13 protein-coding genes and 1 other RNA gene are annotated in these 17063 nt (G+C 61.5%); 11 read left to right on the top strand and 3 right to left on the bottom strand.

The window, feature by feature from the left end; translation table 11 throughout:
* Positions 1 to 26 precede the first annotated feature (26 nt).
* On the bottom strand, positions 27 to 443 hold the full coding sequence (gene menI, locus GT753_RS06905; protein ID WP_004931370.1) for a 1,4-dihydroxy-2-naphthoyl-CoA hydrolase: 417 nt from the start codon (positions 441 to 443) through the stop codon (positions 27 to 29).
* On the bottom strand, positions 440 to 3496 hold the full coding sequence (locus GT753_RS06900) for an FAD-binding and (Fe-S)-binding domain-containing protein (protein WP_160125422.1): 3057 nt from the start codon (positions 3494 to 3496) through the stop codon (positions 440 to 442). The genes menI and GT753_RS06900 overlap by 4 nt, the downstream gene beginning before the upstream one ends.
* Before the next feature lie 245 nt (positions 3497 to 3741).
* Between GT753_RS06900 and ydiK the strand changes: the two genes are divergently transcribed.
* A complete protein-coding gene (gene ydiK, locus GT753_RS06895; protein WP_004931374.1) occupies positions 3742 to 4842 on the top strand; it encodes an AI-2E family transporter YdiK in 1101 nt (366 codons plus the stop codon).
* 255 nt (positions 4843 to 5097) lie between these two features.
* An RNA gene (gene rprA / locus GT753_RS06890) (antisense sRNA RprA) lies at positions 5098 to 5209 on the top strand.
* A 109-nt stretch (positions 5210 to 5318) separates the two neighbouring features.
* Here rprA and ppsA read toward each other — a convergent pair.
* Positions 5319 to 7697 carry a phosphoenolpyruvate synthase gene (ppsA, locus tag GT753_RS06885; protein ID WP_004931376.1) on the bottom strand — a complete coding sequence of 793 codons (2379 nt, stop codon included), beginning with the start codon at positions 7695 to 7697 and terminating at the stop codon, positions 5319 to 5321.
* 459 nt (positions 7698 to 8156) lie between these two features.
* Between ppsA and GT753_RS06880 the strand changes: the two genes are divergently transcribed.
* From GT753_RS06880 to GT753_RS06840, 9 genes are all read left to right on the top strand, one after another.
* Positions 8157 to 9017 carry a pyruvate, water dikinase regulatory protein gene (locus GT753_RS06880; protein WP_049239973.1) on the top strand — a complete coding sequence of 287 codons (861 nt, stop codon included), beginning with the start codon at positions 8157 to 8159 and terminating at the stop codon, positions 9015 to 9017.
* 197 nt (positions 9018 to 9214) lie between these two features.
* Positions 9215 to 10261, top strand: coding sequence for a 3-deoxy-7-phosphoheptulonate synthase (locus tag GT753_RS06875; RefSeq protein WP_004931381.1), 1047 nt, complete (start codon positions 9215 to 9217; stop codon positions 10259 to 10261).
* Positions 10262 to 10366: 105 nt separating this feature from the next.
* Positions 10367 to 10852, top strand: a complete 486-nt coding sequence (locus tag GT753_RS06870; protein WP_004931382.1) for a glutathione peroxidase — start codon at positions 10367 to 10369, stop codon at positions 10850 to 10852.
* Positions 10853 to 11023: 171 nt separating this feature from the next.
* Positions 11024 to 11206, top strand: coding sequence for a hemin uptake protein HemP (gene hemP, locus GT753_RS06865; protein ID WP_004931384.1), 183 nt, complete (start codon positions 11024 to 11026; stop codon positions 11204 to 11206).
* Between the two features lie 94 nt (positions 11207 to 11300).
* Positions 11301 to 13343: a TonB-dependent hemoglobin/transferrin/lactoferrin family receptor gene (locus GT753_RS06860; RefSeq protein WP_004931386.1), complete on the top strand. Its 2043-nt coding sequence runs from the start codon at positions 11301 to 11303 to the stop codon at positions 13341 to 13343.
* A gap of 66 nt (positions 13344 to 13409) precedes the next feature.
* Positions 13410 to 14447, top strand: a complete 1038-nt coding sequence (locus tag GT753_RS06855; protein WP_160125421.1) for a hemin-degrading factor — start codon at positions 13410 to 13412, stop codon at positions 14445 to 14447.
* Complete coding sequence (locus tag GT753_RS06850; RefSeq protein ID WP_160125420.1) at positions 14444 to 15274, top strand: hemin ABC transporter substrate-binding protein; 831 nt, start codon at positions 14444 to 14446, stop codon at positions 15272 to 15274. The genes GT753_RS06855 and GT753_RS06850 overlap by 4 nt, the downstream gene beginning before the upstream one ends.
* Positions 15274 to 16278, top strand: coding sequence for an iron ABC transporter permease (locus tag GT753_RS06845; RefSeq protein ID WP_004931394.1), 1005 nt, complete (start codon positions 15274 to 15276; stop codon positions 16276 to 16278). Before GT753_RS06850 ends, GT753_RS06845 begins: the two co-directional genes overlap by 1 nt.
* Positions 16271 to 17056, top strand: a complete 786-nt coding sequence (locus GT753_RS06840) for a heme ABC transporter ATP-binding protein (protein ID WP_160125419.1) — start codon at positions 16271 to 16273, stop codon at positions 17054 to 17056. The genes GT753_RS06845 and GT753_RS06840 overlap by 8 nt, the downstream gene beginning before the upstream one ends.
* The last annotated feature ends 7 nt before the right edge of the window (positions 17057 to 17063 follow it).

Genomic DNA, 17063 nt, shown 5'->3' with positions numbered 1-17063 from the left:
CGAGCGCCTGCGGAAAGCGGCGGGGATCAGTCGATGACCGCCGTGGTCAGACGCGAGGTGCAGCACAACCGATCGCGCGCGTCGAAGATCTCGATTTGCCACACCTGATGGCGACGGCCGACGTGCAGTGCGCGGCACACCCCGCGCACCTGGCCATCGAACACCGCGCGCAGGTGGTTGGCGTTGATCTCCAGCCCCACCACTTTCTGCTCGCCCTCACTGCACAGGTAGCCGGCCATCGATCCCATCGATTCCGCCAGCACCACCGACGCCCCGCCGTGCAACAGCCCGAACGGCTGCCGGGTACGGCTATCGACCGGCATGGTGGCCTCGAGGAAATCCTCGCCCAGTTGGGTAAACTCGATGCCCACATGGCTGACCATGCAGCCGTCGCCGGCGCGGTTCAGCTGCTCCAGCGATGTTTCACGTTTCCACAATTTCACTCAATCATCTCCAGAAGTGCCTGTAATGGGTGGCGCACGCCATTGCCCTCGATGCGTTTCACCTGGCTGCGGCAGGAATAGCCGGTCGCCAGGCAGCGCTGCCGCGGCAAACGCTGTAGCGTCGGATGCCATGATAGCTCATAAATGCCGAGCGAGTTTTGCAGGTTCCTGGCTTCATGGCCGTAAGTGCCCGCCATGCCGCAGCAACCGACGCTGACGCTCTCCAGTTTGGCGCCGAAGCGGGCGAAGATCGCCGCCCACTGTTGGCCGCTGGCCGGCAACGCGGTGGTTTCGGTGCAGTGGCCGAACAGATACCACGGCTCGCCGGTCGCCGGCTGTTCGGCACGATCCGCGATCCGCTGCTGCAGCCATTCATGCACCAGCTGCACATGGAAATCGCCGCGCTCGGCGCCGAGGATCTCGCGGTATTCGTCGCGGTAGCACAGCACCAGCGCCGGATCGACGCCCACCAGCGGCATGCCTAGCTGCGCCACACGGTTGAGGAAATCGGCGGTTTTGCGCGCGGTGCGGGCGAACCGCGTCAGGAAGCCCTTCACATGCTGCGCCTTGCCGTTCGGTGAGAACGGCAGCAGCACCGGTTTATAGCCGAGCTTCTCCACCAGCCGAACAAAGTCCGCCACCACTTTGGCGTCGTAATAGCTGGTGAACGGATCCTGGACGATCAACACGTGTTCTGCGCGCTGCTCGGCGCTCAGCCCTTCCAACTGCTCCAGCGTCAGCGTGGTCGCGCGGTGGCCGGACAGCTGCTGACGCAACGTCGGGCTGGACAACAGCGGCAGATCGACCATGCCGATGGCGTTGCGGCTCATCTCCCGCAGCCACGGCTGGCGGAAGAAGAAGTTGAACACCTTCGGCGCGCGGGCCATCAACGGGGTATAGCTCTCCACGCCGGCGACCATGTAGTCGCTTACCGGGCGCAGATAGCGAGTGTGGTAAAGCTGCAGGAAGCGCGAACGGAATCCCGGCACGTCAATCTTGATGGGACACTGGGTTGAACAGGCCTTACAGGCCAGGCAGCCGGACATCGCCTCTTTCACTTCGTGCGAGAAGTCATACTCACCCTTGCCGGCGTGCCAGCTGTTGCGGGTTTTCTCGATCAGGCCGCGCAAGCTGAGGCGCTGCTGCGGCAGCTGTTTCTCCAGCGCCAGCGGATCGACCCCCTGCTCGGCCAACAGACGCAGCCACTCGCGCACCAGCGTCGCCCGCCCTTTCGGCGAATGAATGCGGTTGCCGCTGATCTTCATCGACGGGCACATCGGGCTGCGCACGTCGAAGTTGAAGCACAGGCCGTTGCCGTTACACTCCAGCGCGCCGCGGAACGAGGTGCGCACCTCGACCGGGATCTGGCGATCGAAGGTGCCGCGTTTGACCGCGTCCACCTGCATCATCGGCGCATCCACCGCCAGCGGCGAACAGATCTTGCCTGGGTTCAGGCGGTTATCCGGATCGAACGCCGCCTTGATGCGGCGCAGCTCTTCATACAGCGCTTCCCCGAAGAATTCAGGGCTGTATTCCGCGCGGAACCCCTTGCCGTGCTCCCCCCACAGCAGGCCGCCGTATTTGGCGGTCAGCGCCACCACCCGATCGGAGATCTGCTTCATCAGCACTTCCTGCTGCGGGCCGCACATGTCGAGCGCCGGGCGCACGTGCAGCACCCCGGCGTCGACGTGGCCAAACATGCCATAGCTCAGATTGTGGTCATCGAGCAGTTGCCGAAATTCGACGATATAGTCCGCCAGATGTTGCGGCGGCACACAGGTGTCCTCGGCAAACGGAATCGGCTTGGCGCGCCCTTTGGCGTTGCCCAGCAGCCCGACCGCCTTCTTGCGCATGTTGTAAATGCGCTCGATGCCCGCCAGATCGCCGCAGATCTGGTACCCGATCACGCCGCCCTGCCGCTGCGCGATCAATTCGTCCAGCCGTTGGCACAGGGCTTCCATCTGGCCGTCGATCAGCGCCCGATCGTCGCCGGCGAACTCGACGATGTTCAGCCCGAGCATCTCTTTATCCGGCACGTCGGCGATCAGTTCGTTCACCGAGTGCCAAACGATGTCTTCACGCGCCAGGTTCAGCACCTTGGAATCGATGGTTTCCACCGACAGCGCCTTGGCCTCGACCATAAAGGGCGCATTGCGCAGCGCCGAGTCGAAGGAATCGTACTTCACGTTGACCAGGCGGCGCACTTTCGGCAGCGGCGTGATGTCCAGCCGCGCCTCGGTGATAAACGCCAGCGTGCCCTCGGCGCCGGTCAGAATACGCGTCAAATCGAAGGTTTGCAGATCGTCGCTCAGCACGTGGCGCAGATCGTAACCGGTGAGGAAGCGGTTGAGCTTGGGGAATTTCTCCAGGATCAGCGCGCGCTGCTCGCGGCAGCGGTTGAGCACCGTGCGGTAGATGCGCCCTTCGGCGGTCTCTTCCAGAGCAATCGTTTCCGCCAGCGCCGTCGGCATGGCGCGGGTATCGATCATCTCGCCGCCCAGCAGCACCGCCCGCAGCCCCAACACGTGATCGGAGGTTTTGCCGTACACCAGCGAGCCCTGGCCGGAGGCATCGGTGTTGATCATTCCCCCCAGCGTGGCGCGGTTGCTGGTGGACAGTTCCGGCGAGAAGAAGTAGCCGAACGGTCGCAGGTATTGATTCAACTGGTCCTTGATCACCCCGGCTTCGACTTTCACCCAGCCCTGTTCGACGTTGATCTCCAGAATGCGGTTCATATGGCGCGACATATCGACCACGATGCCGGTATTGAGCGACTGGCCGTTGGTGCCGGTGCCGCCGCCGCGCGGGCTGAAGGTCAGCGTATTGAAGCGCTCTTCTCCGGCCAGACGGGCGATCAGCGCCACGTCGGCGGTGGAACGGGGGAACACCACCGCATCGGGCAGCAGCTGATAGATACTGTTGTCGGTGGCCATCGTCAGCCGGTCGGCATAGCTGGTGGCGGTATCGCCGTTGAATCCGTTTTGCTTCAGTGCTTCCAAAAAGTCGAGCACCCGTTGAACCAGGCCGGGCGCCTGAGAAATCTGTGGGATCATTCGCTTTTTTGACCCTGTCCGTCTATTTTTTATGCGCTGATGTACGCTGAATCGGGCCTTTAATTCAGACCCACCCTATTTTTTAGTGACACTAAAAACTAACATACTCGTTTAGTGAAGGCATTCACATTATTACCGCCCTGCGAGCGCCGCCACAGGCGGCCGCCCGGCGGTGAGAAACCGACCGACAGGCACCCCGATTCGCCGGTGCCAGGGATTTAATTGACCAGGATGAGAACCCACTGATGCCACTCCCGCAATCGCGTTACGACTTACCGCGAATTATTTTCGGCGTGCTGTTTATCGCCATCATGATCGTCGCCTGTTTTTGGGTGATCCAACCGTTTATTCTCGGCTTCGCCTGGGCGGGCATGGTGGTGATCGCCACCTGGCCGCTGCTGCTCAAACTGCAAAAGCTGCTGTGGGGCCGCCGTTCGCTGGCGGTGTTGGTCATGACCCTGCTGCTGATCCTGCTGTTCATTCTGCCTATCTCACTGCTGATCAGCAGCGTGGTGGATAACAGCGCGCCGCTGATCGCCTGGGCCAGTTCGCCGGGCAAACTGCATATTCCCGATCTCGCCTGGCTGCAGTCCGTGCCGATGATCGGCGACAAACTCTATACCAGCTACCACACGCTGGTTAACGCCGGCGGCGCCGCGCTGCTGGCGAAGGTGCAGCCGTACTTTGGCCAAACCGCCACCTGGTTCGTGGCGCAGGCGGCGCATATCGGCCGTCTGCTGCTGCACTGCGCGCTGATGCTGCTGTTCAGCGCCTTGTTGTACGCGCGCGGCGAACAGGTGGCGCTGGGTATCCGCCACTTTGCGGTGCGCCTCGGTTCCGCGCGCGGCGATGCGGCGGTGCTGCTGGGCGGCCAGGCAATTCGCGCCGTCGCGCTGGGCGTGGTGGTGACGGCGTTGGTGCAGTCGGTGCTGGGCGGCATCGGTCTGGCGGTAAGCGGCATTCCTGCCGCCACTCTGCTGACGATGCTGATCTTCATCTGCTGTGTGGCGCAATTGGGGCCGCTGTTGGTGCTGGTGCCGGCCATCATCTGGCTGTACTGGCACGGCGACACCACCTGGGGCACCGTGCTGCTGGTCTGGAGCTGCGTGGTGGCCACGCTGGATAACGTGCTGCGCCCGGTGCTGATCCGCATGGGCGCCGATCTGCCGCTGCTGCTGATCCTGTCCGGCGTTATCGGCGGTTTGCTGGCCTTCGGCATGATTGGCCTGTTCATCGGCCCGGTGGTGTTGGCGGTGTCTTATCGCCTGCTGACCGCCTGGATGGATGAAGCGCCGGAGCCGACCTCCGCGCCGGAGCAAGTCATCGACGAGCTGGAAAAACGCTAATCCCCCCTTCCGCCCGCACCGTCGGGCGGAACTTTTCACGCCCGTCATTATTCCTACCTCATTCGAGTAATATCTCCGCCCAATATAATGCCGCCCTATATTGATTACGGTACGGCGAATGAAAGGTGCAATGTAAATCCCTGTTTGTTGCAAACGGAAAAAAGAGATAACTCCCGCAAATAAAATGTGATGCCGCTATCGATTAGGATGATTCTTAATGACTAGTCGCGTTCAAAAATCTAGTATTATGGCCATCTATTGCTTCAAATCACTGATTTTAAAGCAACCTTTCTGAACAATGTAATGCCATACATGTGAATTGCTGTGTGTAGTCTTTGCCCATCTCCTACGGTGGGCTTTTTTTTATTCTTTTTTCGTCGAATTGATTATTTTACGCGCCGTTATTTACATTCGGAAATAAAAAGGCCGCAGCGTTAACTGCGGCCCGACGTTAATGCCTCAGTGAGGCCGAGACATTATTTCTTTTTCGACAAATTGATCCAGGTCTGCACCACAGTGTCCGGGTTAAGCGACAGGCTGTCGATGCCCTGCTCCATCAGCCACTCGGCAAAGTCTTCATGGTCAGACGGGCCCTGGCCGCAGATGCCGACGTATTTGCCGTGGCGCTTGGCCGCCTGAATCGCCATCGACAGCAGCGCTTTCACCGCCTCGTTGCGCTCGTCGAACAGTTCCGACACTACGCCGGAATCGCGATCCAGCCCCAGCGCCAGCTGAGTCATGTCGTTGGAGCCGATGGAGAAACCGTCGAAGTGCTCGAGAAACTGATCCGCCAACAGCGCATTGGACGGGATTTCGCACATCATGATCACTTTCAGCCCGTTTTCGCCACGCTTCAGCCCCTGACGCGCCAACTCGGCAACCACCGCTTCCGCCTGCGCCACGGTGCGCACGAATGGCACCATGATTTCGACGTTGGTCAGCCCCATATCGTTACGCACGCGTTTCACCGCCTCGCACTCCAGCGCGAAGCAATCGCGGAAACTGTCGGCCACGTAACGGCCGGCGCCGCGGAAGCCCAACATCGGGTTCTCTTCGTGCGGTTCATACTTGTCGCCGCCCACCAGGTTGGCGTACTCGTTGGATTTGAAGTCGGACAGACGCACGATCACGCGCTTCGGCCAGAAGGCGGCGCCCAGCGTCGCGATGCCTTCGGTCAGGCGACCGACGTAGAACTCGACCGGGTGATCGTAACCCTGCATCAGCGCGCGAATTTCATTTTGCAGCGCCGGCGTCTGCTGGTCGAACTCCAGCAGCGCGCGCGGGTGCACGCCGATCATGCGGTTGATGATAAATTCCAGCCGAGCCAGGCCCACGCCTTCGTTCGGCAAACGCGCGAAGTCGAAAGCGCGATCCGGGTTGCCGACGTTCATCATGATCTTCAGCGGCAGATCCGGCAGCTCGGTCACTTCGGAGCTCTGCACGCTGAAGTCCAGCATGTCGCTGTAAACGAAGCCGGTGTCGCCTTCCGCGCAGGAGACGGTGACTTTCTGGCCGTCTTTCAACACGTCGGTGGCGTGGCCACAGCCCACCACCGCCGGAATGCCCAGCTCACGCGCGATGATCGCCGCGTGACAGGTGCGCCCGCCGCGGTTGGTGACGATCGCGGCGGCCTTCTTCATGATCGGCTCCCAGTCCGGGTCGGTCATGTCGGTCACCAGCACGTCGCCCGGCTGGATGCGATCCATTTCGCTGATGTCGTGGATCACTTTCACCGGACCGGCGCCGATGCGGTGGCCGATGGCGCGGCCTTCCACCAGCACCGGGCTGGTGCCGTTCAGCTGGTAGCGTTCCATGGTCTGCTCGTTGGAGCGTACAGTCTCCGGGCGCGCCTGCACGATCAGCAGCTTGCCGGTATGGCCGTCTTTCGCCCACTCGATATCCATCGGGCGGCCATAATGTTTTTCGATCAGGATCGCCTGCTGCGCCAGCGCCTGCACTTCTTCATCCGTCAGCGAGAAACGGCTGCGCTGCGCTTCCGGCACGTCTTCGATGCGCACCTGCTTGCCGTGATCCTGCGACGGCGCGTATACCATGCGGATCTTTTTCGAACCCAGGTTGCGGCGCACGATCGCCGGCTTGCCGTTTTGCAGCGTCGGTTTGTGCACGTAGAACTCATCCGGGTTCACCGCGCCCTGCACCACCATTTCACCCAAGCCGAAAGCGGAGGTGATGAATACCACCTGATCAAAGCCGGACTCGGTGTCGATGGTGAACATCACGCCCGAGGAGGCCAGATCCGAGCGCACCATGCGCTGTACGCCGGCCGACAACGCCACGCCGCGGTGATCGTAGCCCTGGTGCACGCGATAAGAGATGGCGCGATCGTTGAACAGCGACGCGAACACGTGCTTGATCGCCACCATTACGGCATCGATGCCCTGCACGTTGAGGAAGGTTTCCTGCTGACCGGCAAAGGAGGCGTCCGGCATGTCTTCCGCCGTGGCGGAGGAGCGCACCGCAAAGGAAGCTTCCGGTTCGCCGTCGGCGAGCTGTTGGTAAGCCTGATGAATTTCACGCTCGAACTCGGCGTGGAACGGCGTGTCGATCACCCATTGGCGGATCTGGGCGCCGGCCTTGGCCAGTTGGGCAACGTCGTCAACGTCAGTCTGATCCAGTAACTGATAGATGCGCTGGTTAACACCGCTTTGTTCGAGGAAATCGTTAAACGCCTGTGCGGTGGTGGCAAAACCGTTAGGCACGGCCACGCCCAAATCGGAAAGATTGGTGATCATTTCACCGAGGGAGGCATTTTTGCCGCCGACACGGTCAACGTCGTGCATGCCAAGCTGGTTGTACCAAAGCACATTACGCAAGTCTGGGCCATTGTTGGACATCGAGACAATCCTTATTGCTATCAGTAGGGTAAAGACGGATTTAATTCGCTTGCTTTACGGCACCGCTAACACGGAGCCGAATCAGACTAGCACACTGATCCGGGGAAAATGGAAAGGTGAATCGATCAACCCACTGAAGAAAGTGGTTTTTAAGAGAATGTCCTAACCGGCTGATTTGCCTGGGAACCGTTCCCAATCGCACGAAAAGCTTAGTTCTCAACAAATTACGCTCTTTTTAAAATTCTGTTTTAATGACCACGCAAACGCTATCGTTTTTGGTGAAAATAGCGGCAAATTTACGTTTCGGCTCGAACAGCGTCGCTGCGCCGCGATTTCTACCGCCGCCAAAGCGCGCTTTTCTTCGTGCGCCGCCGCAAGACGCTTTACCGCCCCGCCGTCACAATTTTTTCCCTCGCCCCTTTACCCGCGGATCGTCTGCGGCTCATGATATTGGCAGTGATGACAGCAGGAACACCGTTTTCAGGTAAGGAGCCTCGGGTGGAAAGAAGCGTTTTTTATATTTCGGATGGTACGGCGATCACCGCCGAAGTGCTGGGGCACGCGGTGCTGTCGCAGTTCCCGGTCACGGCGACCACTTACACCTTGCCGTTTGTCGAAACCGAGGCGCGCGCACGCGCAGTTCGCCAACAAATCGATGATATCTATAATGAAACCGGTGTACGGCCGCTGGTGTTTTACTCCATCATCTCGCCGGAAGTGCGCGACGTGATCGTTCAGAGCCAAGGCTTCTGTCAGGATATCGTGCAGGCGCTGGTCGGCCCGCTGCAGGGTGAGCTGGAGGTGGAGCCGACGCCGGTGCCGAACCGCACCCACGGCCTGACCGCCAGCAACCTCGGCAAGTACGACGCGCGCATTGCCGCCATCGACTATACCCTGGCGCATGACGACGGCATTTCGCTGCGCAACCTCGATCAGGCGCAGGTGATCCTGCTCGGCGTGTCGCGCTGCGGCAAAACCCCCACCAGCCTCTATCTGGCGATGCAGTTCGGCATCCGCGCCGCCAACTATCCGTTTATCGCCGACGATATGGACAATTTGCACCTGCCGGCCTCGCTGAAACCGTTTCAGCATAAATTATTCGGCCTGACCATCGATCCGGAGCGCCTGGCGGCGATCCGCGAAGAGCGGCGCGAAAACAGCCGCTACGCTTCATTGCGCCAGTGCCGCATGGAGATCGCCGAGGTCGAGGCGCTGTTCCGCAAAAATCAGATCCGCTACCTCAATACCACCAACTATTCGGTCGAAGAGATCTCCACCAAAATCCTCGACATCCTTGGCATGAGCCGCCGCATGTTTTGATCTTTTCCTCGCGGGGCCGTCGCGCCCCGCCGCCTGCCGTTTATTTCAGCAGCAGCTGATTTTTTTGTGCTTTTTTTCGCGGCTTTGATCAACAGAACGCAATCTCTACGGTTGAATTCAGCGCTTTTTGCGTTATTGTGATCGCCATCACTTCCCGGCACTCCTGCCGCAGAGAAGAACAGTTTCCAGGGAACAACATGCACAAAACAGATGAACTGCGGACCGCGCGCATCGACAGCCTCGTCACGCCGCAAGCGTTGGCGGACAAGCTGCCGATCTCGGCGGCCGTCGCCGATAACGTGACAGCGTCACGCAAACGCATTGAAAAAATCCTCACCGGCGAAGACCGCCGCCTGCTGGTGGTGATCGGCCCCTGCTCCATTCACGATCTCGACGCCGCCGTCGATTACGCCGGCCGGTTGAACGCCCTGCGCGAACGTTACCAGGACCGCCTGGAGATCGTGATGCGCACCTATTTCGAAAAACCGCGCACCGTCGTCGGCTGGAAAGGCCTGATCTCCGATCCGGCGCTGGACGGCACCTTCCAGGTGAACCGCGGCATCGAAATGGCGCGCCGCCTGCTGCTGGAAGTGAACCAGCTCGGCCTGCCGACCGCCACCGAATTCCTGGACATGGTGGTTGGCCAATATATCGCCGACCTGATCAGCTGGGGCGCCATCGGCGCGCGCACCACCGAAAGCCAGATCCACCGTGAAATGGCCTCGGCGCTTTCCTGCCCGGTCGGCTTCAAAAACGGCACCGACGGCAACACCCGCATCGCCATCGACGCCATTCGCGCGGCGCGCGCCGGGCACATGTTCCTGTCGCCGGACAAACATGGCCAGATGACCATCTACCAGACCAGCGGCAACCCATATGGCCACATCATCATGCGCGGTGGCAAAACGCCGAATTACCACGCCAGCGACATCGCCGCCGCCTGTGACAGCCTGCGCGAGTTCGATCTGCCTGAACACCTGGTGATCGACTTCAGCCACGGCAACTGCCAGAAAATGCACCGCCGCCAGTTGGAAGTGGCCGACAACGTCTGCCAGCAGATCCGCGCCGGCTCCGCCGCCATCACCGGCGTGATGGCGGAAAGCTTCCTGGTGGAAGGCACTCAGAAGATCGTCGCCGGCCAACCGCTGACCTATGGCCAGTCGATCACCGATCCTTGCCTGAGCTGGTCCGACAGCGAACAGCTGCTGGCGATGCTGGCGGATGCGGTCGATAGCCGTTTCTGACGCAACACAGGCCGGGGCCTCGCCCCGGCTTTCTCCCTTCTGTCCCGCTCATCTATACTGATTGCAACGCTTTAGCACCCGCCGAAATGCACTGGGAGCCCCGGCATGATTCACTCTCTGTTATCCATTCCCTGCGTCACGCTGCAGGGCGAGCAAAAAACGCTGGGCGATTTCCCGGCGCGCGCTTACCTGGTGGTCAACACAGCCAGCAAGTGCGGCTTCACCCCGCAATACCGCGGGCTGGAAAATCTGTGGCAATACTATCGCGAACGTGGCCTGATGGTGCTCGGCTTCCCCTGCAACCAGTTTGGTTCTCAGGAGCCCGGCAGCCCGCTGGAGATCGCCAACTTTTGCAGCCTCAACTACGGCGTCAGTTTCCCGCTGTTCAGCAAGATCGACGTTAACGGCCCCGGCGCGCACCCGCTGTTCAATGAGCTGAAACGCCTGGCGCCCGGCATTCTCGGCAGCCACCGCATCAAATGGAACTTCACCAAGTTCCTGCTCACCGCCGACGGCCAGCGCGTGACGCGCTTTGCGCCGATCACCAAACCCGAACGCCTGTTTGACCGCATCGAAACCCTGCTGAAATAACGCCCCTTTTTTACGGGCCGAGTGCGCTCGGCCCGCCGCCGGATGCCCGTTCGACAAAAAGGTTCCATCGGTAAGAAAATTTTCCTTGATGTAACCTTTCCTTCACATGATAATGATTCTCAGTTTGATATTAATTACCATTTAATGGTCTGTTTTTTAAGCACAATGATGATGGATACTGCCAACACGCCAACCCCCGCCGCCGCGGCCCCGAACGAGCACAGCGCAAACGCGCCGCCCAGCTACGACAGCGCACAGCTGCTCGGCGCCGACGGCATCGCGTTCATTACCCATCAGGGCCAGCGCTATCAACTGCGGCAGACCAAAGCCGGGAAATTGATCCTGACCAAATAACCACAGAATCCTCAAACGCCAGCCACCCCGATCGTTTGATCCAGGCAGCCAGCAAATCTATTGATATGTTTTATTACATACGGAGAGTTGCACCATGCCTCTGACATTTTCCACCCGGCTGCGTTTTTCCGCTTTGAGTCTGGCGATTGCCTGCGCTCTGCCTACGGTGGCCTTGGCACAAAACACCAGCACAACATCTTCTTCCAACGCGGCGCAGGCGAAAAAAGCCAAAGCCGCCGACGAGACCATGACCGTGGTCGCCACCGGCAACCAACGCAGCAGCTTTGAAGCGCCGATGATGGTCACAGTCATCGAAGGCAATTCGCCGGAAAGCCAGACCGCCACCTCCGCCGCCGATATGCTGCGGCGCGTGCCGGGCATCACCGTCAACGGCACCGGGCGCAGCAACGGCCAGGATGTGACGATGCGCGGCTATGGCAAGAACGGCGTGCTGACGCTGGTCGACGGCATTCGCCAGGGGACCGATACCGGCCACATCGGCGGCACCTTCCTCGATCCGGCGCTGGTCAAACGCATTGAAATCGTGCGCGGCCCTTCTGCGCTGCTGTATGGCAGCGGCGCGCTGGGCGGCGTTATCGCTTACGAGACCGTCGATGCCGCCGATCTGCTGCTGCCGGGCCGCGATAGCGGGTTCCGCGTCTACGGCACTGCCGGCACCGGCGATCACAGTTTGGGCATGGGCGCCAGCGCTTACGGCAAGACCGATAACCTCGACGGCCTGCTGTCGTTCGGCACCCGCGATGTCGGCAACCTGCGTCAGGGCAACGGTTTCGATGCACCTAACGACGAAACCATCAGCAACGTGCTGGCCAAAGGCACCTGGAAGATCGACGACAATCAGTCGCTGAGCGGCGATCTGCGTTATTACAACAACGACGCCCAAGAGCCGAAAAACCCGCAGACGCCGGACAGCTCGAGCGGCAACCCGATGACCAACCGTTCCACCATTCAGCGCGACGCCGCTCTAAGCTATAAGCTCAAGCCGGTCGGCCAGGATTGGCTGGACGCCACCGTCAAGCTGTACACCTCGGAAGTCAAAATCAATGCGCACAACGCCGGCGCGACCGACGAATTCCGCAAGCAGACCACCAACGGCGGCAAGCTGGAAAATCGCACGCGCCTGTTCGCCGACAGCTTTGCGTCACACCTGCTGACCTACGGCTCCGAGGTCTATGAACAGAAACAGCAGCCGGGAGGCGCCACCACCAGCTTCCCGCAAGCCAAGATCAACTTCGCCTCCGGCTGGCTGCAGGATGAAATTACGCTGCGCGACATTCCGATCACCGTACTGGCGGGCACGCGCTATGACGATTATAAAGGCAGCAGCCAGGGCCACGAAGACGTCAAGGCTGACAAATGGTCGTCCCGTGGCGCGCTGAGCTACTCGCCGACCGACTGGCTGATGCTGTTCGGCTCCTATTCCCAGGCCTTCCGCGCCCCAACCATGGGCGAGATGTACAACGATTCGCGCCACTTCCCCGGCAACTATTGGGTGCCTAACCCGAATCTGCGGCCGGAAACCACCAGCACCACCGAAGCCGGTTTCGGCCTGCGCTTCGATGATCTGCTGCTGGCGGATGACAGCCTGCAATTCAAGGCCAGTTACTTCGATACCGACGCCAAAGACTACATCTTCATGTATGTCACTCGAACGCAGACCGCCTCAGCGAATATCTCTCGCGCCAAGATTTGGGGTTGGGACACCTCGCTGAACTACCAGACCAAGTGGTTTAACTGGGATCTGGCCTACAACCGCACACGTGGCAAGGACAAGTCTCGCAATGGCGAGCTGAACGCGAAAAGCGGCGATTGGCTGGCCGACATCAGCCCGGATACCGTCACCAGTTCGCTGGACGTGCCGCTGGGCGAAACCGGTCTGTCCGCCGGCTGGGTCGCCACCTTCGCGGAACGCGCCACTCGCGTACAAACGGGGACGCCGGAGCAAGGCGGCTATGGCGTCAACGACTTCTATCTGAGCTACAAGGGCCGCGATCGGCTGCAGGGCATGACCACCACCGTGGTGCTGGGCAACGCCTTCGACAAAGAATATTACTCGCCGCAGGGCGTCCCGCAGGATGGCCGCAACGCCAAACTGCTGGTCAGCTACCAGTGGTAATCATTTGACTATCTGGCGGACACCCGGTGTGTCCGCCATTCGCATTACAGCGCAGGAGAATCCCGCATGAGCAACACCCTATACGAACGCTACCAACAGGCCAAAATCGACCACCCAGGCAAATACGCCCGCGATCTGGCGGAGATCCTCGGCGTCAGCGAAGCGGAACTGACGCACGCCCGCGTTGGCCACGACGCCCGCCGCCTGCAGGCCGACGCCCGCACGTTGCTGACCGAACTCGAGCAAGTGGGCGTCACCAAGTCCATCACCCGTAACAGCTATGCGGTGCATGAGCAGATGGGCCGCTACCGCAACCAACATCTAAACGGCCACGCCGGGCTGATCCTCAACCCGCGCGAGCTGGATCTGCGCCTGTTCCTCAACCACTGGACCAGCGTCTTCGCCATGAGCGAAACCAACAAGCGCGGCGTGCGCCACAGCATTCAGTTCTTCGACCAACAGGGCGATGCGCTGCACAAGGTCTATACCACCGAAGAAACCGATCTGCCGGCCTGGATGGCGCTGGTGGAGCGCCATCTGAGCGAAGAAAACCCGGCGCTGGCCCTGCAGCCCGCCGAGGCGAGCACCGCGGATGAAACGACGCAAGATCATGCCAAAATCGATACTGAATGGCGTGCGATGACCGACGTTCACCAGTTCTTCCAGCTGCTGAGCCGCAATAAGCTCACGCGCCAACAGGCCTTCCGCGCCGTCGGCGACGATCTGGCCTATCAGGTAGACAACAGCGCGCTGTCGCAGTTGCTGGAAGCGGCGCAGCAGCAGCAAAACGAGATCATGATCTTCGTCGGCAACCGCGGCTGCGTGCAGATCTTCACCGGCCAGATCGAACGTCTGATGCCGCAGGAAGGCTGGATCAACGTGTTCAACCGCCGCTTCACGCTGCATCTGATTGAAGGCGCCATCGCCGAAAGCTGGATCACCCGCAAACCGACCAAGGACGGCATCGTCACCAGCCTGGAGCTGTTCGCCGCAGACGGCACGCAGATCGCGCAGCTGTATGGCCAACGCACCGAAGGCCAGCCGGAGCAAACCCAGTGGCGCGAACAGGTTGCTGCGCTCGCCGCCAAGGATATCGCCGCATGAAATCTTCCTTAATCCGCCGCCTGGCGCTGATGATGACGCTGGCGCTGCCGCTCACCGCCGCGGCGGCACAGCGCATCGTCTCGATCGGCGGCGACGTGACGGAAATCGCCTTTGCGCTCGGCGCCGGCGACGAAGTGATCGCCCGCGATAGCACCAGCCTGCACCCGGAAGCGGTGAAAAAGCTGCCGGACGTCGGCTATATGCGCCAGCTGAACGCCGAAGGCATTCTGGCGCTGAAGCCGACGCTGGTGCTGACGACCGAGCTGGCACAGCCGGCGCTGGTGCTCAAACAGCTGGCGGACAGCGGCGTCAAAGTGGTCAGCGTACCGGGCGACACCACCCTGCAGGCGGTGCCGCAGAAGATCGCCGCGATCGCCGCCGCGTTGCAACGCGTTGAGCAAGGCAAGCAGTTGAGCGAGCGCTATCAACAGCAGCTGGCGGCGGTCGATACCACTCCGCTGCCGGTGAAGGTGTTGTTTGTGATGAGCCACGGCGGCATTACGCCGATGGCCGCCGGGCAACACACCGCCGCCGACGCGGTGATCGCCGCCGCCGGACTGAAAAACGCCATGCAGGGCTTTGACCGCTACCGCCCGCTGTCGCAGGAAGGCGTCATCGCCAGCGCGCCGGATCTGTTGCTGGTCACCACCGACGGCGTGCGCACCCTCGGCGGCGAACAGCAGCTGTGGACGCTGCCGGGCCTGGCGCTGACGCCGGCGGGCAAACAGCGGCGCGTGCTGATCGTCGATGACATGGCGCTGCTGGGCTTCGGTCTGGAAACGCCGGCGGCGCTGGCCAAGCTGCGCCACGCGGCGGAGCAAAAGTAATGCGCTGCCGCACCTCGCCTCAGTGGGCCATCATCGGTCTGCTGGTGCTGCTGACGCTGCTGGCGCTGGTCGCCGCTAATCTCGGCGCGCTGACGCTGTCGTTTCGCACCCTGTGGCGCGAACCGTTCAGCGACGCCGCCTGGCACATCTGGCTGAACATCCGCCTGCCGCGCGTGCTGCTGGCGGTGGTGATCGGCTGCGCGCTGGCGGTGTCCGGCGCCGTGATGCAGGGGCTGTTCCGCAACCCGCTGGCGGATCCTAGCCTGCTGGGCATCAGCAGCGGCGGCGCGCTGTTTGTCGCGCTGTTCATCGTGATGCCGCTGGCGTTGCCGGTGACGATCGCGCTGTACGGCCATATGCTGGCGGCGTTCCTCGGCAGCCTGCTGGTATCGTTATTGATCTACGGCATCAGCCGCAGCGGGCACGGCAATCTGTCGCGACTGCTGCTGGCGGGCATCGCCATCAACGCCCTGTGCATGGCGGCCATCGGCGTGCTCTCCTACGTCAGCAGCGATCAACAGCTGCGCCAGTTCTCGCTGTGGATGATGGGCAGCCTCAGCCAGTCGCAGTGGCCGACGCTGGCGGTTTCCGCCTCGCTGATTTTGCCTACGGCGCTGCTGACGCTGCTGCAGGCGCGCCGGCTGAACCTGTTGCAGCTGGGGGATGAAGAGGCCCACTACCTCGGGGTGAACGTCCAGCGCGCCAAGCTGCAGCTGCTGTTGCTGAGCGCCCTGCTGATCGGCGCGGCGGTGGCGATGAGCGGCGTGATCGGCTTCGTCGGTCTGGTGGTGCCACATCTGGTGCGCATGCGCCTTGGCGGCGATCACCGCTGGCTGCTGCCCTGCTCCGCGCTGGGCGGCGCCTGCCTGTTGCTGGTCAGCGATACGCTGGCTCGCACGCTGGTGGCGCCGGCCGAAATGCCGGTGGGGTTGATGACCAGCCTGATCGGCGGTCCTTACTTCTTGTGGCTGGTGATGCGCCAGCGGGAGCGAACCGGTGGATAACGCCGCCTGCCTGACGGCCCGAGAGCTGCGTTACAGCCTCGGTGCGCGCCGCCTGATCAACGACGTTTCGCTGAGCCTCACCAGCGGTGAGATGGTGGCGATTATCGGCCCTAATGGCGCCGGAAAATCGACGCTGCTGCGCTTGCTGACCGGCTATCTGACGCCGGACTGCGGCGAATGCCGGCTGCTTGACCGCCCGCTGGAACACTGGGCGCCGCAACAGTTGGCCAAAGTCCGGGCCGTGATGCGCCAGTACAGCGATCTGGCGTTTCCCTTCAGCGTGGAAGAAGTGGTCAGCATGGGGCGGGCACCGCACGGCAAACGCGACCAGCATCAGGCGATCCAGCAGGTGATGGAACAAACCGACTGCCTGGCGCTGGCGCAGCGCGACTACCGTCAGCTTTCCGGCGGTGAACAGCAGCGGGTGCAGCTGGCGCGGGTGTTGGCGCAGCTGTGGCAACCGCAACCGTCCCCCGCCTGGCTGTTTCTCGACGAGCCGACCTCGGCGCTGGATCTGTACCACCAGCAGCACACCCTGCGCCTGCTGCGCTCGCTGACGCGCCAACAGCCGTTGGGCGTCTGCTGCGTGCTGCACGATCTTAATCTGGCGGCGCTGTATGCCGATCGGATCCTGCTGTTGCATCAGGGGCGCCTGGTGGCGAGCGGCACGCCGCAGGAGGTGCTGCAGACGGAGATCCTCACCCGCTGGTATCAGGCCGATCTCGGCGTGGTGCATCATCCCGAAGTGCCGCTGCCGCAGGTCTACCTGCGTCAATAACGTCAAG

This window comes from Serratia sp. Z4 (genome assembly GCF_009900725.1).
Lineage (GTDB): Bacteria > Pseudomonadota > Gammaproteobacteria > Enterobacterales > Enterobacteriaceae > Serratia > Serratia nematodiphila.
The sequence above is the reverse complement of the archived record's forward strand: the minus strand, read 5'-3'. Positions and strand labels throughout refer to the sequence as shown.